The 21,808-nt window shown below is 59.9% G+C and carries 26 protein-coding genes; 20 read left to right on the forward strand and 6 right to left on the reverse strand.

Features of this window, described 5'->3' with window-relative positions; translation table 11 throughout:
- Positions 1-93: 93 nt before the first annotated feature.
- The 19 genes from AC6I7Z_RS09610 to AC6I7Z_RS09700 all read left to right on the forward strand — a co-directional run bounded on the left by AC6I7Z_RS09610 (position 94) and on the right by AC6I7Z_RS09700 (position 15,484).
- Entirely contained in the window at positions 94-1,026 is a 933-nt protein-coding gene (locus tag AC6I7Z_RS09610) for an ABC transporter substrate-binding protein (RefSeq protein ID WP_497814022.1), read from the forward strand.
- A 129-nt stretch (positions 1,027-1,155) separates the two neighbouring features.
- Positions 1,156-1,359 (forward strand): hypothetical protein, encoded by a 204-nt coding sequence (locus AC6I7Z_RS09615; RefSeq protein WP_312059138.1) that lies wholly within the window; start codon positions 1,156-1,158, stop codon positions 1,357-1,359.
- A gap of 9 nt (positions 1,360-1,368) precedes the next feature.
- Positions 1,369-2,145: a hypothetical protein gene (locus AC6I7Z_RS09620; protein ID WP_497814023.1), complete on the forward strand. Its 777-nt coding sequence runs from the start codon at positions 1,369-1,371 to the stop codon at positions 2,143-2,145.
- Between the two features lie 84 nt (positions 2,146-2,229).
- Complete coding sequence (locus AC6I7Z_RS09625; protein WP_497814024.1) at positions 2,230-3,249, forward strand: dipeptidase; 1,020 nt, start codon at positions 2,230-2,232, stop codon at positions 3,247-3,249.
- 125 nt (positions 3,250-3,374) lie between these two features.
- Positions 3,375-3,470: a pyrroloquinoline quinone precursor peptide PqqA gene (gene pqqA, locus AC6I7Z_RS09630; RefSeq protein ID WP_497815422.1), complete on the forward strand. Its 96-nt coding sequence runs from the start codon at positions 3,375-3,377 to the stop codon at positions 3,468-3,470.
- Positions 3,471-3,523: 53 nt separating this feature from the next.
- Complete coding sequence (pqqB, locus tag AC6I7Z_RS09635) at positions 3,524-4,441, forward strand: pyrroloquinoline quinone biosynthesis protein PqqB (protein ID WP_497814025.1); 918 nt, start codon at positions 3,524-3,526, stop codon at positions 4,439-4,441.
- 3 nt (positions 4,442-4,444) lie between these two features.
- Positions 4,445-5,200, forward strand: coding sequence for a pyrroloquinoline-quinone synthase PqqC (gene pqqC / locus AC6I7Z_RS09640; protein ID WP_497814026.1), 756 nt, complete (start codon positions 4,445-4,447; stop codon positions 5,198-5,200).
- Positions 5,201-5,203: 3 nt separating this feature from the next.
- Positions 5,204-5,482, forward strand: a complete 279-nt coding sequence (pqqD, locus tag AC6I7Z_RS09645; protein ID WP_033747277.1) for a pyrroloquinoline quinone biosynthesis peptide chaperone PqqD — start codon at positions 5,204-5,206, stop codon at positions 5,480-5,482.
- Complete coding sequence (gene pqqE, locus AC6I7Z_RS09650; RefSeq protein ID WP_497814027.1) at positions 5,469-6,611, forward strand: pyrroloquinoline quinone biosynthesis protein PqqE; 1,143 nt, start codon at positions 5,469-5,471, stop codon at positions 6,609-6,611. Before pqqD ends, pqqE begins: the two co-directional genes overlap by 14 nt.
- A 2-nt stretch (positions 6,612-6,613) precedes the next feature.
- Complete coding sequence (pqqF, locus tag AC6I7Z_RS09655; RefSeq protein ID WP_497814028.1) at positions 6,614-8,911, forward strand: pyrroloquinoline quinone biosynthesis protein PqqF; 2,298 nt, start codon at positions 6,614-6,616, stop codon at positions 8,909-8,911.
- Between the two features lie 119 nt (positions 8,912-9,030).
- Positions 9,031-9,615, forward strand: a complete 585-nt coding sequence (locus tag AC6I7Z_RS09660; RefSeq protein ID WP_497814029.1) for a YceI family protein — start codon at positions 9,031-9,033, stop codon at positions 9,613-9,615.
- Positions 9,616-10,090: 475 nt separating this feature from the next.
- On the forward strand, positions 10,091-11,071 hold the full coding sequence (locus AC6I7Z_RS09665) for a 6-phosphofructokinase (protein WP_497814030.1): 981 nt from the start codon (positions 10,091-10,093) through the stop codon (positions 11,069-11,071).
- A gap of 10 nt (positions 11,072-11,081) precedes the next feature.
- Positions 11,082-11,396, forward strand: coding sequence for a PTS sugar transporter subunit IIB (locus AC6I7Z_RS09670; RefSeq protein ID WP_497814031.1), 315 nt, complete (start codon positions 11,082-11,084; stop codon positions 11,394-11,396).
- Positions 11,389-12,756 (forward strand): PTS sugar transporter subunit IIC, encoded by a 1,368-nt coding sequence (locus AC6I7Z_RS09675; RefSeq protein WP_497814032.1) that lies wholly within the window; start codon positions 11,389-11,391, stop codon positions 12,754-12,756. Before AC6I7Z_RS09670 ends, AC6I7Z_RS09675 begins: the two co-directional genes overlap by 8 nt.
- Complete coding sequence (locus AC6I7Z_RS09680) at positions 12,743-13,585, forward strand: class II fructose-bisphosphate aldolase (protein ID WP_497814033.1); 843 nt, start codon at positions 12,743-12,745, stop codon at positions 13,583-13,585. Before AC6I7Z_RS09675 ends, AC6I7Z_RS09680 begins: the two co-directional genes overlap by 14 nt.
- Before the next feature lie 53 nt (positions 13,586-13,638).
- Positions 13,639-13,908, forward strand: coding sequence for a hypothetical protein (locus AC6I7Z_RS09685; protein WP_497814034.1), 270 nt, complete (start codon positions 13,639-13,641; stop codon positions 13,906-13,908).
- Positions 13,909-13,917: 9 nt separating this feature from the next.
- Complete coding sequence (locus AC6I7Z_RS09690; RefSeq protein WP_497814035.1) at positions 13,918-14,355, forward strand: PTS sugar transporter subunit IIA; 438 nt, start codon at positions 13,918-13,920, stop codon at positions 14,353-14,355.
- The gene (locus AC6I7Z_RS09695; RefSeq protein ID WP_497814036.1) at positions 14,352-14,948 is read left to right on the forward strand and encodes a P-loop nucleotide/nucleoside kinase family protein; all 597 of its coding nucleotides are present in this window, start codon (positions 14,352-14,354) and stop codon (positions 14,946-14,948) included. Before AC6I7Z_RS09690 ends, AC6I7Z_RS09695 begins: the two co-directional genes overlap by 4 nt.
- Positions 14,949-15,055: 107 nt before the next feature.
- Positions 15,056-15,484, forward strand: a complete 429-nt coding sequence (locus tag AC6I7Z_RS09700) for a thiol-disulfide oxidoreductase DCC family protein (protein WP_497814037.1) — start codon at positions 15,056-15,058, stop codon at positions 15,482-15,484.
- 3 nt (positions 15,485-15,487) lie between these two features.
- Here AC6I7Z_RS09700 and AC6I7Z_RS09705 read toward each other — a convergent pair whose 3' ends face one another.
- The gene (locus AC6I7Z_RS09705) at positions 15,488-15,817 is read right to left on the reverse strand and encodes a cupin domain-containing protein (protein ID WP_497814038.1); all 330 of its coding nucleotides are present in this window, start codon (positions 15,815-15,817) and stop codon (positions 15,488-15,490) included.
- A gap of 137 nt (positions 15,818-15,954) precedes the next feature.
- On the opposite strand from AC6I7Z_RS09705, the gene AC6I7Z_RS09710 reads away from it, so the two are divergent.
- Entirely contained in the window at positions 15,955-16,593 is a 639-nt protein-coding gene (locus AC6I7Z_RS09710; RefSeq protein ID WP_497814039.1) for an RpiB/LacA/LacB family sugar-phosphate isomerase, read from the forward strand.
- A gap of 44 nt (positions 16,594-16,637) precedes the next feature.
- On the opposite strand, the gene AC6I7Z_RS09715 is transcribed toward AC6I7Z_RS09710, so the two are convergent.
- Genes AC6I7Z_RS09715 through AC6I7Z_RS09735 form a run of 5 tightly spaced genes read right to left on the reverse strand, consistent with a single transcriptional unit; the run spans position 16,638 to position 21,805 of the window.
- The gene (locus AC6I7Z_RS09715) at positions 16,638-17,402 is read right to left on the reverse strand and encodes an ABC transporter ATP-binding protein (protein WP_497814040.1); all 765 of its coding nucleotides are present in this window, start codon (positions 17,400-17,402) and stop codon (positions 16,638-16,640) included.
- A gap of 9 nt (positions 17,403-17,411) precedes the next feature.
- Positions 17,412-18,278, reverse strand: coding sequence for an ABC transporter ATP-binding protein (locus AC6I7Z_RS09720; protein ID WP_497814041.1), 867 nt, complete (start codon positions 18,276-18,278; stop codon positions 17,412-17,414).
- Entirely contained in the window at positions 18,250-19,155 is a 906-nt protein-coding gene (locus AC6I7Z_RS09725; protein WP_497814042.1) for an ABC transporter permease, read from the reverse strand. Before AC6I7Z_RS09725 ends, AC6I7Z_RS09720 begins: the two co-directional genes overlap by 29 nt.
- Positions 19,152-20,177, reverse strand: a complete 1,026-nt coding sequence (locus tag AC6I7Z_RS09730) for an ABC transporter permease (RefSeq protein WP_497814043.1) — start codon at positions 20,175-20,177, stop codon at positions 19,152-19,154. Before AC6I7Z_RS09730 ends, AC6I7Z_RS09725 begins: the two co-directional genes overlap by 4 nt.
- A complete protein-coding gene (locus AC6I7Z_RS09735; protein WP_497814044.1) occupies positions 20,174-21,805 on the reverse strand; it encodes an ABC transporter substrate-binding protein in 1,632 nt (543 codons plus the stop codon). Before AC6I7Z_RS09735 ends, AC6I7Z_RS09730 begins: the two co-directional genes overlap by 4 nt.
- Positions 21,806-21,808: the final 3 nt, after the last annotated feature.

Here is a 21,808-nt window from a genome sequence, read left to right on the forward strand (position 1 = left end):
TATGCGGCCGCCGGCTAACCTCATGCGGAATCGGCATCGGCGTTTCTCAAGGTCCGGTTTATGCTGGTTTTTTTTGCGCCAGGAGAAAACAGGATGAAATACCACGCTCTTTATATCGCGCTTGCGCTGACCAGCGCCTGCTCCGCGCAGGCCGTCACGCTGCGCATCGCCGATCAAAAAGGCAATATGCGCGCCGAGATGACGGCGGCGCATCAGCTTGACAAGCTAAGCTACGCAATTGAGTGGGCGGAGTTTCCCGCCGCCGCGCCGCTGGCGGAGGCGCTTAATGCGGGCGCGGTGGACGCGGGCATTATCGGCGACGCGCCGCTGCTCTTTTCGCTGGCCGCCGGCTCGCAGGTGAAAGCGGTGGCGGTGAGCAAATCGGTGCCTGCCGGGCTGGCGGTGCTGGTGCGGCCCGATTCGCCCATCAAAACCGCCGCCGATCTCAAAGGAAAAAGCATCGCCACCGGACGCGGCTCTATCGGCCATTTTCAGGCGCTGAAAACCCTGGAGCAGGCGGGCCTGAGCGATAAAGATGTCAGCTGGCGCTTTCTACAGCCTGCCGACGCGCGCATCGCGCTTTCTAACGGCGCGGTAGACGCCTGGGCGACATGGGATCCCTATACCGCGCTGGCGGAAGTGACCCAGAGCGGACGCATACTGGTCAACGGCGTGGGGCTCTCGACCGGCAACAGCTTCCTGGCCGCCACCGACGCCGCCATCAACGATCGCGAAAAGCGCGCCGCGCTGCAGGACTACGTCAACCGGCTGGCGGCGGCGGATCGCTGGGCCAACAGCCACGTCGCCGACTACGCGCAGACGCTGGCGAAAATTATCGGCTTCCCGCCCGCGGCGGCGGAAAAAGCGTTCTCGCGTCGCCAGTCGCACTGGCAGAGCATTGACGACAATACGGTGCAGCAGCAGCAGGAGACCGCCGACTTTTACCAGAAATATGGCCTGATCCAGAAAACCCTGGATGTGAAGCCGACCTTTTATCGCGGCCTGACGGTGGCGCAGGGCGGTTAAATCAGGATGCGGTTGCGCGTCCGCGCAAAACAGCGTAGAAAACTGTACAAGGAATGTTCGCGGCGCCTGACGTATACTCAACAGGGCGCAACCGCACAGGTTATCGCGCCGTTAAGACGAGGAGGACAAATGAACAGGCTAAAAAGGTTAATGGGCAAGTGGTTCGCCGAGCCGGATAAGTTTATGCGCGGCTTAACCAATGAAGATCTGCGCTACACCGATCAAGACAAGCTGATTCTCGACGTTAACGGCAACGCCCGTCTGAATATGAATAACCCTGATGTGGGCAGAGCGATGCGTGCCCGTATGGAAGAGCTGGCGCAAAAACGCTAAGGGCGTGCGATGGGACCGCTGGTCATTATGGTCGTGCTGGTCTGCGGCTACTGGTATACGGAAAACCACTATCCCTCGCGCACGCGTCAGGCGCGCTCTAGCGGCTGGATCGCCTATTTTTACGTGGCGATGCACGGCGCCAAGTTCGCGCTGCAGGGCTTTTTCGGCGTAGCGCTTATCTACGTCGCGCTCTTTCTGCTGAGTCTGCTGCTTTCAGTTCCCCATCTCTTTTTTCCCGATTACGCCATACAGGACTACTACTCCTGGCTGACCCACACCACGCTGATGAACTATCCGCTCTTTTTCGAGCTGGGTCTGGCGCTCGCCGCGCTGCGCGCCTGGCGCGCGGGCGAAGCGGCGCGGCGGGCGATGCGTGACGGGAAAAGCAGCATGGCGGAGTATCGTAAAGTCGCCCGGGAAGATGGCATGGAGTCGCTGCTGCTGCAGGCGATCGAAGAAGAGAAGCTGGTGTTCGTGACGCTTAAATCGCGCAAGGTCTATATCGGCTACGTCGCCGCGCCGCGCATCGAACACACGCAAACCCAGCATCTGGCGCTAATCCCCTATATCAGCGGCTACCGCGATAAAGAGACGCTGCAGTTCTGCGAGCAGCATCGCTACTACGAACTCTACCTGGCGCAGAATATCACTCCCGATTCCGAACCGCTGAACCTGCAGCACTTCCGCCATCTGATTCCCATGGCGGAGGTCGAGGCGGTTTCGCTGTTTGACGTCGCCACCTACAAGATTTTTGACCAGTTCTCGGTTACGCCGCAGGCAGAGTAACCATTCGTGCCCTCTGATTTGGCGTTTATCCTGCGGCCGCGTAACATAGCGCGATGTTGAGTTTTTTAAACGCTTATTTCTCCGATGTTAACTTTTGATGGCCATAACGATCTGCTGCTCAATCTGTGGCTGAATCATCGCGACGCGCCGGTCGACGCCTTTTTCAACGGCATCGAACGTGGCCAGCTCGATTTTCCGCGCATGCGCCAGGGCGGCTTTTTCGGCGGCCTGTTCGCTCTCTTCGTGCCGCCGCAGGCCTATATCGCCCAGATGGCGCCGCACCTTGCCGAGACGCCTTATCAGCCGCTGGAGATCATGTGGCAGCAGCTGGCTATTCTTACGCAGATCGCCGAGCAGTCGCAGGGGCGCGCGCGGCTGTGCCGCAGCGCGGCTGAGATTGTCGCCTGCCGCGACGCGGGCGTGCTGGCGCTGGTGGCCCATATCGAAGGCGCGGACGCGCTGGATGAAGAGGGCGAGCAGCTGCAGGCGTTTTATGCTGCCGGCGTGCGCAGCATCGGGCCGTTCTGGAATCTGCCTAACCGCTTCGGCGTCGGCGTGACCGGCGCATTCCCCGGCTCGCCGGACAGCGGGCCAGGCCTGACTGAAGCCGGCAAGGCGTTGATTAAACAGGCCAACGCGCTGAATATGCTGATCGACGTCTCCCATATGAATGAAAAAGCGTTCTGGGATACCGCCGCGCTCTCTCGCTCGCCGCTGGTGGCGACCCACTCCAACGCCCATGCGCTCTGCGCCCAGCCGCGTAACCTGACCGATGCCCAGCTCGCCGCCATTCGCGACAGCGGCGGCATGGTCGGCATCAACTTCGGCAATGCGTTTCTGCGCGCCGACGGCAAGCGCGACGGCGATACGCCGCTGAGCGACATCGTCAGGCACTATGAACGGCTCATAATGATAATGGGCAGCGATCGTGTGGGATTCGGCTCCGATTTTGACGGCATCTCCGTGCCAGACGCGCTAAAAGACGTGGCGGGGCTGCCGCGCCTGTTCGCGGCATTCCGCGAAGCGGGCTATGATCAGGATCGGCTGGAAAAGCTCGCTTCGGATAACTGGTTGCGCCTGCTGCGCCAGGTCTGGCAGGGCTGATTCATTTCCTTAACATTTGCGGGTTGATCTCGATGCGCCGTTAGCGCACCATCAGCCGGCTCAAAATTGCGTGCATAATCACTGGATTGTTTACGTAATGATACCTGACGGGTATCGCTTTGTTCATTCACCTTAGAGGAAGACTATTATGTGGAAAAAAACCTGAATTTGTTGATTTACGTCTCGGTCTGGAAGTGACGCTGTACATCTCCAACCGTTAATATCCATGCCCGCCAGCTGCGCGGGCATTTTGTTTCAACGCCGGGTTTCTCCTATGTTCATCAAAGTCCTTGGATCCGCCGCTGGCGGCGGTTTTCCTCAGTGGAACTGTAACTGCGCCAACTGTCAGGGCGTGCGCGAAGGCACCATTCAGGCCAGCCCGCGTACGCAGTCCTCGATTATTCTCAGCGACGACGGCGAAAACTGGGTGTTATGCAACGCCTCGCCGGACATCAGCCAGCAGATCGCCCATACGCCAGAACTGATAAAAAAAGGCGCGCTGCGCGGCACCGCCATCGGCGCCATTATTCTTACCGACAGCCAGATCGATCACACCACCGGGCTGCTCAGCCTGCGCGAAGGCTGCCCGCATCAGGTGTGGTGCACGCCGGAAGTACACGCCGATCTCACCAGCGGCTTCCCGGTCTTCACCATGCTGAAGCACTGGAACGGCGGGCTGCAGCATCGTCCCATCGCGCCGCTCGAGCTGTTCAGCGTCGATGTCTGTCCGAACCTGCGCTTTACCGCGATCCCGATCCTCAGCAACGCGCCGCCTTACTCGCCATACCGCGACCGTCCGCTGCCGGGACACAACGTGGCGCTGTTTATTGAAAACCTCGCCAGCAAACAGACGCTGCTCTATGCGCCGGGCCTCGGCGAGCCGGATGCGGTGATTATGCCCTGGCTGCAGAAGGCGGACTGCCTGCTGATCGACGGCACCGTCTGGAAAGATGACGAGCTGCAGGCCGCCGGCGTCGGCAACAACACCGGCAAGGCGATGGGCCACCTGGCGCTCTCCGAAGAGCAGGGGCTGATGGCGCTACTTGCCTCGCTGCCGGCAAAACGCAAGATCCTTATTCACATTAACAACACCAATCCGATCCTCAACGAGCAGTCGCCGCAGCGTCAGTTTCTGACGCAGCAGGGCATTGAAGTGAGCTGGGACGGCATGGCGATTCATCTTCAGGAGTGAGTGATGCAGATCACCGAGACGCTGACGCCGCAGGCGTTCGAACAGGCGCTGCGCGATAAGGGCGCTTACTACCATATTCATCATCCATACCATATCGCGATGCACAACGGCGACGCGACGCGCGAGCAGATCCAGGGCTGGGTGGCGAACCGCTTCTATTATCAGACCAGCATCCCGCTGAAAGATGCGGCGATCATGGCGAACTGCCCCGATCCCGCCACTCGCCGCAAGTGGGTGCAGCGCATCCTCGACCACGACGGCAGCAACGGCCACGAAGGCGGCATCGAAGCCTGGCTGCAGCTGGGCGAAGCGGTTGGGCTGACGCGCGAGGCGCTGCTGTCTGAGCGCCATGTGCTGCCGGGCGTGCGCTTCGCGGTCGACGCCTATCTCAACTTCGCGCGCCGCGCCAGCTGGCAGGAAGCGGCCTGCAGCTCCCTTACCGAGCTTTTCGCGCCGCAGATCCACCAGTCGCGTCTCGACAGCTGGCCGCAGCACTATCCCTGGATTAAGGAAGAGGGCTATTTTTATTTCCGCAGCCGTCTGAGCCAGGCGAACCGCGACGTCGAGCATGGCCTGGCGCTGGCGCTGGAGTTTTGCGATACGGTCGAGAAACAGAACCGCATGCTGGAGATCCTGCAGTTCAAGCTCGATATTCTCTGGACGATGCTGGACGCCATGACCATGGCCTACGCGCTGAACCGTCCGCCTTACCATACGGTCACCGACAAGGCGGCCTGGCACACCACAAGGCTGGTATAACAGATGAATGACAACTCTATTCCCGCGTTCCGCCGCGGCTATCGCATGCAGTGGGAAGCCGCGCAGGAGAGCCACGTCGTGCTTTATCCGGAAGGCATGGCGAAGCTGAATGAAACCGCCGCCGCCATCCTGGAACAGGTCAACGGCAAAGAGAGCGTCAGCGCGATTATCGCCGGGCTCGACGCGCGCTTCCCGGAAGCGGGCGGCGTCGGCGAAGACGTCAGAGAGTTTCTGCGCGCGGCGTATGAACAAAAGTGGATAATGTTTCGTGACCCAGAATAAACCCGCCGTTAATCCGCCGCTCTGGCTGCTGGCGGAGCTGACCTACCGCTGTCCGCTGCAGTGTCCTTACTGCTCCAATCCGCTCGATTTCGCGCAGCAGGAGAAAGAGCTAACCACGGAGCAGTGGATTGAGGTATTCCGCCAGGCGCGCGCCATGGGCAGCGTCCAGCTCGGCTTTTCGGGCGGCGAACCGCTGACGCGCAAAGATCTGCCGGAGCTGATTCGCGCCGCGCGCGATCTCGGCTTCTATACCAACCTGATCACCTCCGGCATCGGCCTGACCGAGAAGAAGCTCGACGCCTTCGCCGAGGCGGGCCTGGACCATATCCAGATCAGCTTCCAGGCGAGCGACGAGACGCTTAACGCCGCGCTGGCGGGATCGAAAAAAGCCTTCCAGCAGAAGCTGGAGATGGCGCGCGCGGTGAAGAAGCACGGCTACCCGATGGTGCTCAACTTTGTGTTACACCGTCACAATATTGATCAGATCGACAAGATTATCGACCTCTGCATTGAGCTGGAAGCGGACGACGTCGAGCTGGCGACCTGCCAGTTCTACGGCTGGGCGCAGCTTAACCGCCAGGGCCTGCTGCCGACGCGCGAGCAGATTGCGCAGGCGGAAGCGGTGGTCAGCCGCTATCGCGAACGCATGAGCGGCAGCGGCAACCTGACCAATCTGCTGTTCGTGACGCCGGATTACTATGAGGAGCGTCCCAAGCCCTGTATGGGCGGCTGGGGCGCGATTTTCCTCAGCGTTACGCCAGAAGGCACCGCGCTGCCGTGCCACAGCGCGCGCCAGCTGCCGGTGCAGTTCCCGTCGGTGCTGGAACAGTCGCTGGAGGATATCTGGTATCGCTCTTTCGGCTTCAACCGCTATCGCGGCTTCGACTGGATGCCGGAACCCTGCCGCTCGTGCGACGAGAAAGAGAAGGACTTTGGCGGCTGTCGCTGCCAGGCCTTTATGCTGACCGGCAACGCCGATAATACGGATCCGGTGTGCAGCAAGTCGCCGCACCACGACGTGATCCTCGAGGCGAGGCGCGAAGCGGCCTGCAGCGACGTGAAAATCGGCCAGCTGCAGTTCCGCAACCGCGCCAACTCCCAGCTGATCTACAAAACCCGGACCTTCTGACCATGCCTGAGCTGCGCCAGTTGCAGTTGCCAAATGGCCTGCGCGTCACGCTGATCCATCAGCCCGACGCGCAGCAGGCCGCTGCGCTGGCGCAGGTGGCGGCGGGTAGCCATGATGAGCCTGAAGCCTGGCCAGGCCTGGCGCATCTGCTGGAACATCTGCTGTTCAGCGACAGCGCCGGTTATCAGGGCAACGAACGGCTGATGCCCTGGGTGCAGGCGGCAGGCGGGCGGCTCAATGCCACGACGCTGCTGCGCAGCAGCGCCTGGTTCTTTGAGGTGGAAGCCGGGCTGCTGGCCGACGGCGTCGCGCGGCTGGCAGATATGCTGGCTGCGCCGCGGTTTACGCCTGAGGCCATCGCGCAGGAATCGGCGGTAATCGATGCCGAGTACCGGCTGATTCAGCAGCATACGCCGTCGCGTCGCGAAGCGGCGCTGTTTACTTGCGTCAGCGCACCGGCCGATTTTCAGCGTTTCCATATCGGTAGCCGCGATGCCTTTGGCAACGATCCCGACGCGCTTAAGCAGGCGCTGCATCAGTTCCATCAGCGTTTTTTCCTGGCGGGCCAGATGCAGCTGTGGCTGCAGGGGCCGCAGCCGCTGGATGAGCTTGAACAGCTGGCGCGGGCCTTTAGCCAGCGTTTTCAGCCGGGGCTGGCTGAAGTGTGGGCCAGGCCTTTACGCTTCACCACTGAGGCCGACGTTGCGCTTGAAACGCAGGGAGCCGGTCAACTCTGGATCACCACATTTCTCAGTGGAGAAGCGGGCCCCGTACGTGACAACGTCACACTGTTGCGCGAGTTTTTACAGGATGAAGCGCCATACGGCGCAATGGCAAGCCTGCGGCAGCGCGGCTGGGCACAACAGCTTGAGTGTAAATGGCTGAGTCTGGACAGCACAGGCGGCTGGCTGGCGCTGCAGTTCGATACGGATCGGCCTGATGCGGTCTGCGCTTGGTATCCACATGCGCTGCGCATGCTGGCAAAAACGTCACCGCAGCAGCAGCGCCACTATCTGAATTTAGCCCATCAGCGTTTCGCCGCGCTGACTCCGCTTGACCAGCTGCGCGAGCGCGCCTTTGGGTTTGTCCCGCCAGCGCATACAAGAGGATTTGCCTCTCTGCTGCAACAGCTGGCAAACGCGCCGCAGGCGCGGCTGTGGAGTGCGGCCAGCGTGCAGGGCGACCAGATTGAAACTCAGGGATTCAGGCTAACGCTGCAATCCTGGACCGCTGGAGTTTGCCATGAGGCGCTACCAGAACTGCACTTTCACCCGCTGGTACCGCTTTCAAAGCAGCAGCCCGCGCCGCCCGAGCTGTGCGCACCGCTGCTGCATCTTGCCGCTGGCGACACGCCCGCCACGTTACTGCTGCGTCCCGATTTTTTTACCTCACTGACACCCGCGAATGCTGTCGCCCTCGATCGGCGACTGCGGCCACTCTTTGCGCTGCTGCGTCATCAGGGCGGCGCGGCAAGCTGGCAGGAAAACCAGGGCAGCTGGCAACTGGTGGCGCAGCTGCCGTTCGGTTGTGAGGCCTGGCTGGCGTCGCTGCCGGATGCGATGCGCCTTGACGACAGCCCGCAAGACGAGCCGCCGCCGGATGATGTGGCGATCCGCGAACTGCTGCGTCGGCTGCCGCAGGCGGTTGCCGCTTCTCCATCGGCGGGCGGCTGGCGCGCGGCGCTCTATGGCGGTTTGCCGCAGCAGCATGAGATCATCGCGCGCTGGCTGGCGCCGCTGGCGGGCGAGGCCCACGGCGATGGCGCAGAGCCTGAGCAGGGCAAACGGCTGACGGTGGCGCATCAGAGCCGCGACGGCGCGCTGCTGCTGTTTTTGCCCTGTCCCGCTGAGGTGTCGCTGGCGGCGCTGCGTGCGCTGGCGCTGCTGATGGAGCCGCGCTTTTTCCAGCGCATGCGCGTTGAGCAGCAGATCGGCTATGTCGTTAGCTGCCGCTATCACCGCTGCGTCGATCGCGACGGTATTCTGTTCGCCCTCCAGTCACCGAGCGTCGCTCCCGACGCGCTGCTGGCGCAGTGCCAGATCTTTTTGCAGCAGCTCAGGATACCTGATGAAGCGGAGACGCTGGAGAAATGGCAGGCACGCCTGCGCGCGCCGCTTCATGCTCCGCAGGAAGCGGCGGCCAGCTTACAGCTGGCGTTGCGTCGCGCAGGTGGACTGCGCGATCTCGATGATGCATCGGTCGCGGCCTTGACCTGGACAGCGCTGCACCAGGCAAAAGCACAGCTTCTGAGCAGATGGCAGAGCGGCGTGGTATTGCAAACCCGTTACCTCGGTTCGTAATAGTCACGCCAGGATATTGCTGAATTTATTTGAAAATTAAGACCAAAACTCTTCACTATATCTGCGCGAGCCTTTCAGCGACACTCAAATGGATTCGGTTGTTTTAAAAGGAACCCAAAGTGAAAAATATTAAACGTCTTGCGCTGCCGCTGTTGGCCGCCACCGCCCTGTATGTCCCGCTGTCTCAGGCCGCTGCGCAGCAGTACGAGCTTGATCCCGCGCACACCTCTGTGATCGTGACCTGGACCCACTTCGGCTTTTCACATCCCACCGCAGATATTCCTGACACCAAAGGAACGCTGGTGTTTGACAGTGAAAACCCAACCGCCTCACGCGTTGACGTCACGCTGCCGATTACCCATATCGACAGCCATGTTGCAGCGCTGACCAAAGAGTTTAAAGGCGCGGAATACTTCGATACGGCGAAATACCCGACCGCGACGTTCCACAGCACCAAAGTGACCGCGAAGGGCGATAATAAATTCGACGTGGAAGGCAACCTGACGCTGAAAGGCATCACTAAACCGGTTACGCTGCACGCTACGCTGAACAAGCAGGGCGAGCATCCGATGGTGAAGAAGCAGGCGATTGGCTTTGACGCCACGGGTACCATTAAGCGTTCAGACTTTAAGCTGGATAAATATGTTCCGGCCGTCGGCGATGACGTCACGCTGACTATTTCTACCGAAGCTTACGCGAAATAACGCTGTGACTCTCTCTCGTTATCGGGAGAGAGTTTAATTCCTGCCTTAAATTCTCTTATCACTTTCTCCGGCATTTTCCACTTCATTACGGCGCTAAGGCGATTGATCACTGATTATTGATTGCGGTGTGAATTATCACGCCTGAAATGAAAAACAGTGCTTAATGAACGGTTAATCCAGTGAAAATGAGGTGAAAATCACAATTTCGCATTAACGATAAAAGCGAGTGAATTTCATATCCCCTTTGCCTGCATAAATTACCTCTCTTTAACCCAACCCAATGAATCTTATCGAAAATCAATTTCCCTCTCGATTTACCGGCTGTGATCCAGCTCGCAAATAAAAGCCTGAAAAAAGAAGTGTCAATACTCTGAGCTTCTTAATCTCTGCTGGATTTGTGATATCCGTTGCAAATTTCAAGTCCTTCACCTGGAACAATAACCTCAGAGCGGATTAAGCCAGAGAGGTTTTCATAATGAGAATTGGCATGGTGATAAGCGGTGGCGACGTCGCCGGCATTAATAATTTTATCTTTCAGGTGGCGCGACTGGCGCAGGCGGATATGGTGCTATTTAACGGCGGCATTCCTGGGCTGCTGGAAAATCGACATCAGGAGATAGCCTGGCGCGATTTAGTGGATTATTCCGTGGCCTCTATTCCGTTAATGCAATCTGGCAGAACCGAAAAGAAATTAGCGCGCAGCGAATATGAGCGAATTACCCGGCAGCTTAAAGCCTTGCGCGTGGAAATATTAATTATGGCGGGCGGTGATGGCTCGCTGCAATTCCTGCACACGCTAAGCGAATTTGGCGTGAACTGTTTCGGCGTCGGTATGACTATCGACAATGACGTTTACGGCAGCGACTACACCATCGGTTTTTCCACCGCCTGTGAGCAGGTATTAAAAGAGGTGGCGAAGCTGCGCAATACCGGTCGGGCGCTCACCGGACGCGTATTTATGGCGGAACTGCTGGGCGGTTTTTGCGGCGAACTGACGCTACAGTCAGCGATTAAAAGCAACGCTGACTTTGCGCTTATCCCGGAGTGCCAGATTCCGGTACAGCAGCTGGCTGAACGCATTCGCGCCCGGCTGGAGGTACAGAACAGCGTGGTTATTCTCTGCTCGGAAGGCTACACGCGCGAATATTCACCGGGGTTTCAGGGAGCCATCGACACCCTGATTAAACAGCTGGAGCCGCTGACCGGCGTGCGAATTCGTAAAACCATTATTGGTTATGGTCTGCGTAACGGCGATCCCACCTGCGAAGAGATTTATCAGGGCGCAATTATGGCGACCGAAGTGGTGCGTTGTATTCAGTCGGGTATGCGAAACAAAGCCGTAATTATTAATGGCAGCAATAAACCCATCCCGATTGATTTAATTAGCATGAAAAAACGTCTTGTCGATACTGAAGGGCACTATTACAAACTCGCTAAACAACTGAATATAGTCTGAGGAGATAGCCATGCTTAAAATTTTATGTGTCTGCGGCTGCGGTCTGGGATCCAGCTTTGCCATTGAAATGAGCGCCAAAGCAGTATTAAAGAAGCTGGAGATTGAAGCTGACATCGATCACACCACTATATCGGAAGCCAGTGCTTTTAAGTCCGATATTATTCTGACGCAAAAAGCGTTCGCTGACGTATTAAATGCCGACGCCTCGCCTGAAGAGATGAAACGCGTGATTGTGCTGAACCGACTGACCGATAAAGGGGAAATTGAAGAGAAGATCCTGGCTTTCCTCAAAGAGCGTAACCTGAAGGTTGTGAATCATGAATAGTGTTATTAATTTCCTGGTGAAAGATCTGTTAGGGCAGGCATCTATCCTGATCGCCTTTATTGCGCTCATTGGCCTGCTGCTGCAGCGTAAATCGGCAGGGAAGGTAGTTGAGGGCACCTTTAAAACGCTGCTCGGCTTTTTAATCATGATGGCCGGTATCAATATTATTGTCGGCACCTTAACTTTCCTGAATACTATATTTACCCACGGGTTTGGTATGCAGGGCTATATTACCGACGTCGCCGCGATCGCCGGGCTGGCAAATCGCGAACTGGGATCGGAAGTGGCCCTGACGCTGCTGGTGATCTTTATCGTCAATATTATTATCGCGCGCATCACGCCCTTTAAATATATCTTCCTGACCGGGCAGGCGCTGCTGTGGATGGCGACCATCGGCACGGTGATTGGCTATAAGGCCGGGCTTACCGGGCTGCCGCTCATCCTTACCGGCGGCATCTTTGGCGGCATTATGGCGGTGGTGATGCCTGCGCTGGCGCAGCCGGTGGTGCGCCGCATAACCAATTCCGACGATATCGCGCTGGGCCATTTCTGCACCATTGGCTATCTGGTCCAGGCAGCGGTAGCGAAGCTGGTCGGTAAAGGATCGCGCTCTACGGAAGACCTCAAGCTGCCGGATAACTTCAAGTTCCTGCAGGACACCTATCTGGCGATGGGTATCGTCATGGTGCCGATGTACCTCATCCCGGCGCTGGCCGCAGGCCCGGCCTTTATCGCCCAGTACAGCAACGGCATGAACTACCTGATGTATGCCTTTATGCAGGCGATGCAGTTCGTTGCCGGGGTATTTGTGCTGTACAGCGGCGTGCGGCTGCTGCTGAACGAGCTGGTGCCCGCGTTTCGCGGTATCGCGATGCGTATCGTGCCAGACGCGAAGCCCGCGCTCGACTGCCCGGTGCTGTTTCCCTATGCGCCCAACGCCGTCATTGTCGGCTTCCTTGCCACCACGCTGGGTTCGGTCATCGGTATGATCGTCTTCCCGATGTTTGGCCTCGCCATGATTCTGCCCGGCCTGCTCACCAATTTCTTTGCCGGTGGCGCGGCGGGAGTGTTCGGCAATGCTCTCGGCGGTCGTCGCGGCGCGATGATTGGCGGTGTGGTGCACGGACTGTTTATCACCTTTTTACCCGCCATCCTGGTGCCGATGCTGGAAAGCTACGGTTTCACCGGTGTGACCTTCAGCGATGCCGACGTTATCAGCACCGGCCTGGTATTAGGCCACGCCTTCCAGGGCAACTGGCTGTTCGTCGCGCTGTTCGTGCTCTTTATTACCCTGATCGCCTGGTTTGTTAACGGAAAATCCACTAAGCCCCGTGAGGAAAATATCCATGAGTCTGTATAATTTTACCGATCTGTTACAGGTGGCAAAACAGCGTGAATTTAAAGCGCTTGGATCCTTTAATTTGCACTGCCTGGAAATGCTGCCCGCTTTTTTTAAAGCCGCAGAAAAGACCAATAGCCCATTAATGATCCAAATCTCGACCGGCACGGCGAAATATTTAGGCCATCGGCTGCTGGTTGACGCTATTCGTTCACTTTCGGCCAGTAAAAATGTGCCGACCTGTCTGCATCTCGATCACTGTTCCGATTTAGAGGCGATTCAGACCGCGATTGATGCGGGATTCAGTTCAGTGATGTATGACGGCTCACACCTGCCGATTGAGGAAAATATTGCTAATACGCGCCGCGTGATTGATATGGCGCGCCCGCGCAATGTGTCGGTAGAGGCGGAACTGGGTGCGATTGGCGGATCGGAAGATGGCAAAGTGGTGGCGATAGAGGATATTGCGTTTACCCCCGTTGAGGATGCGAAACGCTTTGTGCAGGAAACCGGCGTCGATATGCTGGCGATCTCTATCGGCACGGTGCACGGCCTCTACACCGGCAAAGCGCATATTCAGCATCAGCGACTGGCCGAGATCACCCATGCCACCGGCACGCCGCTGGTGCTGCACGGCGGCACCGGTGTCAGCGATGAGGATATGCGCCTGGCGGTACGCAGCGGCATCGAGAAGGTCAATGTCGGCACCGAGATGAATGTGCAGTGGGTGGCGCGCTGCAAGCAGACCTTTGAAAAAGGTAAAGTAAACGACAGCGTACGTAATTTCCTGGTTCCGGCCAATGACGCCGTGACCAACGTATTAGTCGAAAAGATCCAGCTGTTCCGTTAATTCTATTCTCACTCATATATCATTGCCCGGCGCGATTCGGGGCAGGAGAGGCTATGTTTGGATTTATGAAAAAGTCCGCGCCAGATAACCAGCAGGATGAGGCGGAAATCGAGAGACAAGCTGCTGCTATCAGCGTGGAAATAAAGGATCTGGAGCAGCGGCTGGATAGCAATTCCCGCGACGGTGAGGCGCAGAAGCAATTAATGGTGGCCTATAACCGCGCGCTGAGTTTATTTGCCAAAAGCCGACGTCACCGCAATGAAATGGATGCGCTGTTTGTCAAAATGGATGAGCTGCGAAATATTATTCGCAAGTCGATCTGAGGAGACCTGATGAGTATTAAACAGGTATTACAGGAGGCCAACGCCATTCAAACAGGCGTCAGGGCCAGCGACTGGCGGCAAGTGATTGCGCTGGCGGCGCAGCCGCTGGTTCGCGGCGGCTATGTTAAAGCCTCTTACCCTGAGGCCGTCATCGCCAATACCCTGACGCACGGTGCCTATTACGTATTTGAAGAGGGCATCGCCATCCCCCATGCGCGGCCAGAGGCAGGCGTGGTAAAAGATTGCTTTAGCCTGCTGCTGCTGGAGGAACCCATCTCATTCGATGGGAGCGACAAAGCGGATATCGTCATTATGTTCGGTGCACGCGACAGCAACGCGCATATTGAAGAGGGCATCCGCGCCATTGTCTCGCTGCTGGATAATGAAGAGACGCTGGCGCGTTTACGGCAGGCTCGCAGCGTGGCGGAGGTTATCGACATCCTATGACGCTCGCAACGCAACAAAAGCAGGTGGTGCTGGTGAACGGCATTCCCGCCTCAGGCAAAAGCACGCTGACTCAGGCTATCTCCTCGCGGCTGAACCTGCCGGTGCTGACGCTCGACGCGGTGAAGGAGCCGTTTATGGCGAGTTTCGCGCCGGTCGATCGCCAGCGCAATCGCCAGCTGGGCTGCGCGGCCTACCAGGCAATCTGGAAAATTGTCGGCCAGGCCCCCGCTGGCTGCGTCTACCTGATTGACGCCTGGTTCGGCTTTCAGCCGAAAAGCGTGCTCGAACAGGGGCTGGCGACCGCAGGCGCAGGCCGCGCCCTGGAGCTATGGCTGGATATTTCGCCCGACGAGGCGGTGGCGCGCTACCAGGCACGGTTGTCGAACCGGATGCCGGGCCATCCCGGTGCGGAATATCTGCCAGAGCTGCGTCGTCTGGCGGAGCAGGCGCAGCCGATAGCCGTCGGTCCGGTGCTGCGTATGGATGCGGCTGATCTTGATATCGACGCTGCTGAGCGCTGGCTATTGCAGCAGTTGCAGCCCTCATATGCCCGAACCTGTGACCCCGATAAGCCTTTGTATCAGCAAAGTTAACCCGCTACCGGCCTCAGGGCCGGCTTTTTTATCATCCCGCACCGCTTGACGCGCTGGCAATTAGTGACCGTACTTAACAATTAAACCGCCCCTTTAAGGAGAGGATTATGCCAACGCCACCCTTTCTCAAACCCGGCGAAAAGGTCGTGCTCTATGACGGCGTCTGCAAAATTTGTAACAGCTGGGTCAATCTCTTGCTGCGCCTGAAGCTTTCCCGACGCATCCGGTTTGCGGCAGTACAGAGCGAAGAGGGCAAGGCGCTGCTGCGTTTTGCCGGCCTGCCCGATGAAAATATCCGCACCATTGTGCTGATTGACGGCGATCGTCACTGGATCCGCGCGCAGGCTATTTTACGCGTCATGCGGCTGCTGCCGTTTCCATGGGGAGTGCTGTCGCTGCCAGGCCTGCTGATCCCCCATTTTATTAGCGACTTTTTCTACAACCGCATTGCGCTAAATCGCTACCGGCTGTTTGGCCGCTACGAAAAGCAGCATCCCGTCCCCTCTGATTTCCCCGGACGTTTCCTGCATGCCTAGCGCTTAGCCGGGCGACAAAAAGTCCTCACGCTGCGGGGTAAAGGTATCCAGCAGCGTGCCCGCCTCCAGGCAGACGCAGCCATGCACGACGTTGGGCCCCTTATAGAGCGTGTCGCCTGCGCCAACCTCCTGGGTGACGCCGTCGATGGTGAAGGCGAAACGCCCGCTGAGCACCCAGGTCAGCTGCTCATGAGGATGATGATGCAGGGGGCCGACCGCCCCCTGTTCAAAGGTCACTTCCACCGCCATCATGGTGCCGCCGTGCGCCAGCACGCGGCGCGTCACGCCATTGCCTGCGGCTTCAGGCTGCGTCTGCGATCGATATACAAACATGTTGTCTCCTCATTCGGATCGGCCTTTGACTGCCGTTTTTGTGATACGCCTCACGCCACTGTGGACGATTAATTCATGCACTTTAGCCGCTTTTGATTAAAATGAAACGGTGTTTCATAAATACTTAAGGGCAGATCATGAAAATCGCATTAATGATGGAAAACAGCCAGGCCGCTAAAAACGCCGTCGTGCGCAAAGAACTGGAAAACGTCGCGCAGCCGTTGGGCCATCAGGTCTTTAACGTCGGCATGAGCGACGAACAGGATCACCATCTGACCTATATTCACCTCGGCATCATGGCCAGCGTGCTGCTCAACAGCAAAGCGGTCGATTTCGTTATCGCCGGCTGCGGCACCGGACAGGGCGCCTTAATGTCCCTTAACCTGCATCCGGGCGTGGTGTGCGGCTACTGCATCGATCCGGCGGACGCCTATCTGTTCGCGCAGATCAACAACGGCAACGCGCTGTCGCTGCCGTTCGCCAAAGGCTTCGGCTGGGGCGCGGAGCTGAATGTGCGCTTTATCTTTGAAAAAGCCTTCACCGGCGAAAAAGGGCTGGGCTATCCGCCGGAGCGTAAAGAGCCGCAGGTGCGTAACGCCGGCATTCTGAATCAGGTAAAAGCGGCGATGCTGAAAGAGAACTATCTCGATACGCTGCGCGCGCTCGATCCGGAGCTGGTGCGCACCGCGCTCAGCGGCCCGCGTCTGCAGCACTGCCTGTTCGAGCATGGTCAGGTGCCGGAAATCGCCGACTTCGTGCGTCAGATTACGCAGTAACGCCTCTCCTGGCGCGCGGCCTTCGCCGCGCGCCTCTCTTTCCCCTACATCTCTCTCGCCAGCGCCGGATTGTAGTGACGGCTTGCCGCTACCAGCATGCGCGTATAGGGCATCGCCGCGCGATCGGCCACCAGCGTCGGCACGTCGAGCGTCTCCAGCACGCGTCCTTGCTGCATCACCGCCACGCGATGGCAGAGATGCGCCACCACGCCTAAATCATGCGTGACCATTAGGTAGGTGAGATTCGCCTGCTGCTGCAGATCGCTCAGCAGGTTGAGAATTTCCGCCTGCACCGAGACGTCGAGCGCCGAGGTCGGCTCATCAAGCAGCAGCACGCGCGGCTCCAGAATCAGCGCGCGCGCGATGGCGACGCGCTGGCGCTGACCGCCGGAAAGCTGATGCGGATAGCGCGTCAGCCAGGCGCGATTCAGCCCGACCTTTTCCAGTATCGCCACCACGCGCGCCTGCCGCTGGCCGATGCCGTGGATCAGCAGCGGCTCCTCCAGAATATCGCCGAGGGTGTGGCGCGGATGCAGCGAACCGTAAGGATCCTGAAATACCATCTGCACCTGCCTGCAGCGCGCGCGGTCGATGCGGCGGCCGAGAGGCGCTCCGCCTATCGCCAGCGCGCCATGCCAGTGGGTAATCAGTCCCGCCAGGCACTTCAGCACCGTGGTTTTGCCCGAGCCGGACTCGCCCACCAGGCCGAAAATTTCCCCTTCGTTAACCTTCAGAGCGACGTCGAACAGCACCTGGGTTCGGGCCGTCTCTTCGCCGAAGCTCAGGTTAAGATTCTCAACAGCGATCATGCGCGCTCCTTAATCGTTTAGCCAGCTGGCCTGGCGCTGCAGCACCGGCAGACGGCTGCGGCGCTGGTCGATATCCGGCAGCGCCGCCAGCAGGCCCTGCGTATAGGGATGGCGCGCGCGATCGAGATCGCCCGCCGCCAGCGATTCCACCACGCGACCGGCGTACATCACCAGCACGCGGTCGCAGAAGCTGCGCACCAGGCTGATGTCGTGGCTGATAAAGATCAGCCCCAGCCCGCGCGCCTTCACCAGCTCATCCAGCAGCGCCAGAATTTGCAGGCGAACCGAGACGTCGAGCGCGGAGGTCGGCTCATCGGCGATCACCAGCTCCGGCTCGGTGATCAGCATCATGGCGATCATCACGCGCTGGCCCTGGCCGCCGGAAATCTCATGGGGATAGCGCTGATAAAGGCGCTCAGGCTCGTGAATGCGCACCACCTCCAGCATCTCCAGCGCGCGCTTTTTCGCGGCGGCGTGCTGGCCGCGATGGTGGCTGCGCCAGGCCTCGGCGATCTGCTCGCCGACGCGTACCACCGGATTAAGCGAATATTTCGGGTCCTGCATAATCATCGAAATGCGCCTGCCGCGGATGGCGCGCATCTGCGCCGGGCTGGCGCGCAGCAGATCGATCTCGCCGAACTGCATGCGCGCCGCCTCGATGCGCGCCTTCGCCGGATGCAGCTGCAGCAGGGCGCGGCCCACGGTGGATTTGCCGGAACCGGACTCGCCGACGATCGCCAGTTTTTCCCGGCCGAGCTGAAAGGAGACGCCGCGCACCGCCGGGGTGCTATGACGTCCATTAACAAAATCGACGTGCAGATCGTGCACGTCCAGCAACGGCGCGCCGTTACTCACTGCGGGGATCGAGCAGGTCACGTAGGCCATCTCCTAAGAAGTTGAACGCCAGGCTGTTGATCAGGATCGCCAGACCCGGCACGGTCACCACCCACCAGCACTCCAGCATGTAGGTACGGCCGCTGGCGATCATCGCGCCCCATTCCGGCGCGGGCGGCTGCGAGCCGAGGCCGAGGAAGCCGAGCCCGGCGGCGGTGAGGATTATGCCCGCCATATTCATGGTGATGCGGATAATCACCGACGGCAGACAGAGCGGCACGATATGGTGCCACAGCACGCGCAGCGGCGATGCGCCCTGCAGCCGCACGGCGGAGATAAAGTCCGCCTGGCGCAGCGACAGGGTTTCGGCGCGCGCCAGCCGCGCGATGGGCGGCCATGCGGTCAGGGTAATGGCGATCACCACATGCTCCAGGCCAGGGCCGAGCGCGGCGACAAACGCCAGCGCCAGCACCAGGCTGGGAAAAGAGATAAAGATGTCGGTAATGCGCATCAGCGCCGCGTCCACCTTGCCGCCGAAATAGCCGGCGGCGACGCCCAGCAGCAGCCCGAGCGGACCGGCGGTGACCGACACCAGCAGCACGATATAGAGCGTAATGCGCGCGCCCCACACCAGGCGGCTGAAGATGTCGCGGCCAAACTCGTCGGTGCCGAACCAGTGCTGCGCGCCCGGCGGGCTGAGGGCGTTGTCGAGATCCTGCACCAGCGGATGATAAGGGGCGATCCAGGGGGCGAACAGCGCCGTCAGGCAGAGCAGCAGCACAATGCCGCCGCCGATGGCGGTCAGCGGATTGCAGGCCATGCGCAGAAGGAAATGGCCGGCGCGCAGGGCAGAGCGACGGCAGCGCGCCAGCCGTTCGCGCGCTCTGCCGACCGGCGGCGTCTCGATCGAAAGCGTCATACTTTGGTCCTCGGATCAAATACCTGATAGAGCAGGTCGGAGAGCAGATTGAGCAGCACGAAAATCAGCCCGACCACCAGCACGCAGCCCATCACCGCATTCATATCGCCCAGCATCAGACTGCCGGTCAGGTAGGAGCCGAAGCCCGGCCAGGAGAAGACGGTCTCGATCAGCACCGCGCCCTCCAGCAGCGAACCGTAGGCGAGCGCCACCACCGTCAGCAGCTGCACCAGAATATTGCGAAAGGCGTGCTGCCAGATTACCTGCCACTCCGTCAGCCCTTTGACGCGCGCCGTGAGGATAAACTCCTGCGACAGCTGCGCCAGCATAAAACTGCGCGTCATGCGGCTGATATAGGCGAGGGAGTGAAAGCCGAGCAGCGACGCGGGCAGCACCAGATGGTTCAGCGCGTTCCAGAAAACCGTGGCGTTGCCTGCCAGCAGCGCGTCCACCAGCATCAGGCCGGTGCGGCGCGGCACCACGCCGTCCAGGCTGAAATCGACGCGCCCCGCGCCGCCGACCCAGCCCAGATGGGCATAGAAGAGCAGCAGACCGATCATGCCGACCCAGAAGATCGGCGTGGAGTAACCCGCAAGGCTCACCACGCGCACCGCATAATCGATCGCGCCATTGCGTTTCGCCGCGGCGATCACGCCAAGCGGCACGCCGAGTCCGGCGCCGATCACGATCGCCAGGGTTGCCAGCTCCAGCGTGGCGGGAAAGACGCGCAGAATATCCTGGCTGACGGGCTGGCCGGTCAGCAGCGCATGGCCGAGATCGCCGTGCAGCAGGCCGTTCAGGTAGATGCCAAACTGCGCCCACAGCGGCTTGTCGAAGCCGAGCTGGTGGTAAACCTGCTGATAAGTGGCGTGATCGGCGTCCGGGCCGACGATCGCCAGCACCGGATCGAGCGGCATCACGCGGCCGATAAAAAAGGTGAGCAACAGCAGGCCGAACAGGGTAATAAAAACCTGCGTCGCGCGTTGGCTGACGCGGCGCAGCTGCGGAAGGGCGGCGATCATGGCGTACCTCCCGCCAGGCTCTCTGGCGTTTTCCAGACGTCACGTAAAAAAGTGGTGGCGGACGGATGCGGCTGATAGGCCTGTACGCGGTTATTCACCACCACCGAGTCGACCATCTGGGAAATCGGCATCAGCGCTGGGATCAGCTGGTCATAGCGCTGCTGGATGGCGAAATAGGCCTGCTGCTGCTTTGCGGCGTCGCGCTCCGTCAGCGCCTGGTCGATCATGCTGTTGAGCTGCGCGTCGTAGAAGCTGGTGCGCCAGCCCTGGAAGTTGGTCAGCCGCGCGCTGTCGGCGTTGTCCGGGTTGTAGACCAGCGAGCGCAGGCTGGAGTGGGGATGCGGCTCGACGCCGCTGCCGCCGCGTCCCACCAGCAGCCCGAACTGCCGGTCGCGCATCGCGCCATAGATCTGGTTGCCGGTGCCGGTGATAATGCGCGCGCGGATCCCCGCCTGCATCAGCGTCGACTGGATGGCGATGGCGACGTTAAGAAAGGGCTGATCCGCCAGCACGCGCAGCGTGGTGTCGAAGCCGTCGGGGTAACCCGCCTCCGTCAGCAGCGCCCGGGCGCGCGCAATATCCAGCCGGTAGCCGGGATCGGGCAGCGTCGCGGGCATGCCGGCCTGGATCGGCCGCTGATGCAGCACGCCGTAGCCTGCCATCAGCGTTTTATTGATCCCCTGATAGTCCACCAGATAGCGCAGAGCTTCGCGCACCTTCGGGTTGGCGAAAGGGGCTTCTTTCATGCTCATCGCCAGATAGTAGATTGTGCCGCGCTGCACGCTGTCGATGCTGAGATCGGGGTCGTTGCGCAGGGCGCGCACGTCGGGGATCGCCATATTGCTGGCGATATCGAGATCGCCTTTCTCCATCATCAGGCGCAGGGTCTGCGACTCCTGCAGGTGACGAAACACCACGCGCTGCATCTTCGCCGCGCCGCGCCAGTAGTCCGGCGCACGGCTCATGGTCAGCACATCTTTCGCCTGCCAGCCGTCGAGCCGGAACGGGCCGGAGCCCGCCTCATGGGTGGTGAGCCAGCGGTTGCCCCAGTCGTTGTTGACGGCGTGCGCCTGCACGGTTTTGCTGTCGAGCACCACCATGCTGCCGAGCGCGGCGAGCGAGTAGAGCACCAGCACGGGATCGTTGGGCTTCGGCAGACGGATAACCAGGGTGCGCGCGTCAGGCGCGGCGATCATCTCGTCAACGTTGGCCTTGCTGAAGCCGTAGGATTTCCACACCGACGCCTGCGCCAGGTTAAGGTGCAGCACGCGGCGCATCGACCAGAGTGCGTCGGCGCTGGTCAGGGCATTGCCGGAGTGAAAGCGCACGCCGTCGCGCAGCCGAAAGGTCAGCGTGCTGTTGTCCGGGCTGATGCGCCAGCTCTCCGCCAGCGCCGGGCGCACGCGCGTCAGCTGCTGCGGATCAAGCTCCACCAGCCCGTCATAGAGGTTAACCACGATGCCGACCACTTCGTTGCCGGTCATCGCGGCGGGATCGAGCGTAAGCAGATTGTTCATATTCATGCCGACGATCAGCTGGTCGTCAGGCGTATTCGCCTGAAGCGATGCGCTGCCCGCCAGCAGCAGCAGCGTGGCGAGCCACGCGCCGCAGCGGGTGCGGATAGTCATAAA

This window comes from Pantoea sp. X-Soil-MYKO-1289 (assembly GCF_059730625.1).

Bases quoted from the DNA above. Each gene is read 5' to 3' on its own strand.
- pqqB (WP_497814025.1), top strand. From the start codon at position 3,524: ATGTTCATCAAAGTCCTTGGATCCGCCGCTGGCGGCGGTTTTCCTCAG.
- AC6I7Z_RS09710 (WP_497814039.1), top strand. From the start codon at position 15,955: ATGAAAATCGCATTAATGATGGAAAACAGCCAGGCCGCTAAAAACGCC.
- pqqC (WP_497814026.1), top strand. From the start codon at position 4,445: ATGCAGATCACCGAGACGCTGACGCCGCAGGCGTTCGAACAGGCGCTG.
- AC6I7Z_RS09620 (WP_497814023.1), top strand. From the start codon at position 1,369: ATGGGACCGCTGGTCATTATGGTCGTGCTGGTCTGCGGCTACTGGTAT.
- AC6I7Z_RS09615 (WP_312059138.1), top strand. From the start codon at position 1,156: ATGAACAGGCTAAAAAGGTTAATGGGCAAGTGGTTCGCCGAGCCGGAT.
- AC6I7Z_RS09625 (WP_497814024.1), top strand. From the start codon at position 2,230: ATGTTAACTTTTGATGGCCATAACGATCTGCTGCTCAATCTGTGGCTG.
- AC6I7Z_RS09725 (WP_497814042.1), bottom strand. From the start codon at position 19,155: ATGACGCTTTCGATCGAGACGCCGCCGGTCGGCAGAGCGCGCGAACGG.
- AC6I7Z_RS09705 (WP_497814038.1), bottom strand. From the start codon at position 15,817: ATGTTTGTATATCGATCGCAGACGCAGCCTGAAGCCGCAGGCAATGGC.
- AC6I7Z_RS09735 (WP_497814044.1), bottom strand. From the start codon at position 21,805: ATGACTATCCGCACCCGCTGCGGCGCGTGGCTCGCCACGCTGCTGCTG.
- pqqF (WP_497814028.1), top strand. From the start codon at position 6,614: ATGCCTGAGCTGCGCCAGTTGCAGTTGCCAAATGGCCTGCGCGTCACG.
- AC6I7Z_RS09695 (WP_497814036.1), top strand. From the start codon at position 14,352: ATGACGCTCGCAACGCAACAAAAGCAGGTGGTGCTGGTGAACGGCATT.
- AC6I7Z_RS09715 (WP_497814040.1), bottom strand. From the start codon at position 17,402: ATGATCGCTGTTGAGAATCTTAACCTGAGCTTCGGCGAAGAGACGGCC.
- AC6I7Z_RS09665 (WP_497814030.1), top strand. From the start codon at position 10,091: ATGAGAATTGGCATGGTGATAAGCGGTGGCGACGTCGCCGGCATTAAT.
- AC6I7Z_RS09700 (WP_497814037.1), top strand. From the start codon at position 15,056: ATGCCAACGCCACCCTTTCTCAAACCCGGCGAAAAGGTCGTGCTCTAT.
- AC6I7Z_RS09685 (WP_497814034.1), top strand. From the start codon at position 13,639: ATGTTTGGATTTATGAAAAAGTCCGCGCCAGATAACCAGCAGGATGAG.
- AC6I7Z_RS09690 (WP_497814035.1), top strand. From the start codon at position 13,918: ATGAGTATTAAACAGGTATTACAGGAGGCCAACGCCATTCAAACAGGC.
- AC6I7Z_RS09670 (WP_497814031.1), top strand. From the start codon at position 11,082: ATGCTTAAAATTTTATGTGTCTGCGGCTGCGGTCTGGGATCCAGCTTT.
- AC6I7Z_RS09730 (WP_497814043.1), bottom strand. From the start codon at position 20,177: ATGATCGCCGCCCTTCCGCAGCTGCGCCGCGTCAGCCAACGCGCGACG.
- AC6I7Z_RS09680 (WP_497814033.1), top strand. From the start codon at position 12,743: ATGAGTCTGTATAATTTTACCGATCTGTTACAGGTGGCAAAACAGCGT.
- pqqD (WP_033747277.1), top strand. From the start codon at position 5,204: ATGAATGACAACTCTATTCCCGCGTTCCGCCGCGGCTATCGCATGCAG.
- AC6I7Z_RS09675 (WP_497814032.1), top strand. From the start codon at position 11,389: ATGAATAGTGTTATTAATTTCCTGGTGAAAGATCTGTTAGGGCAGGCA.
- AC6I7Z_RS09610 (WP_497814022.1), top strand. From the start codon at position 94: ATGAAATACCACGCTCTTTATATCGCGCTTGCGCTGACCAGCGCCTGC.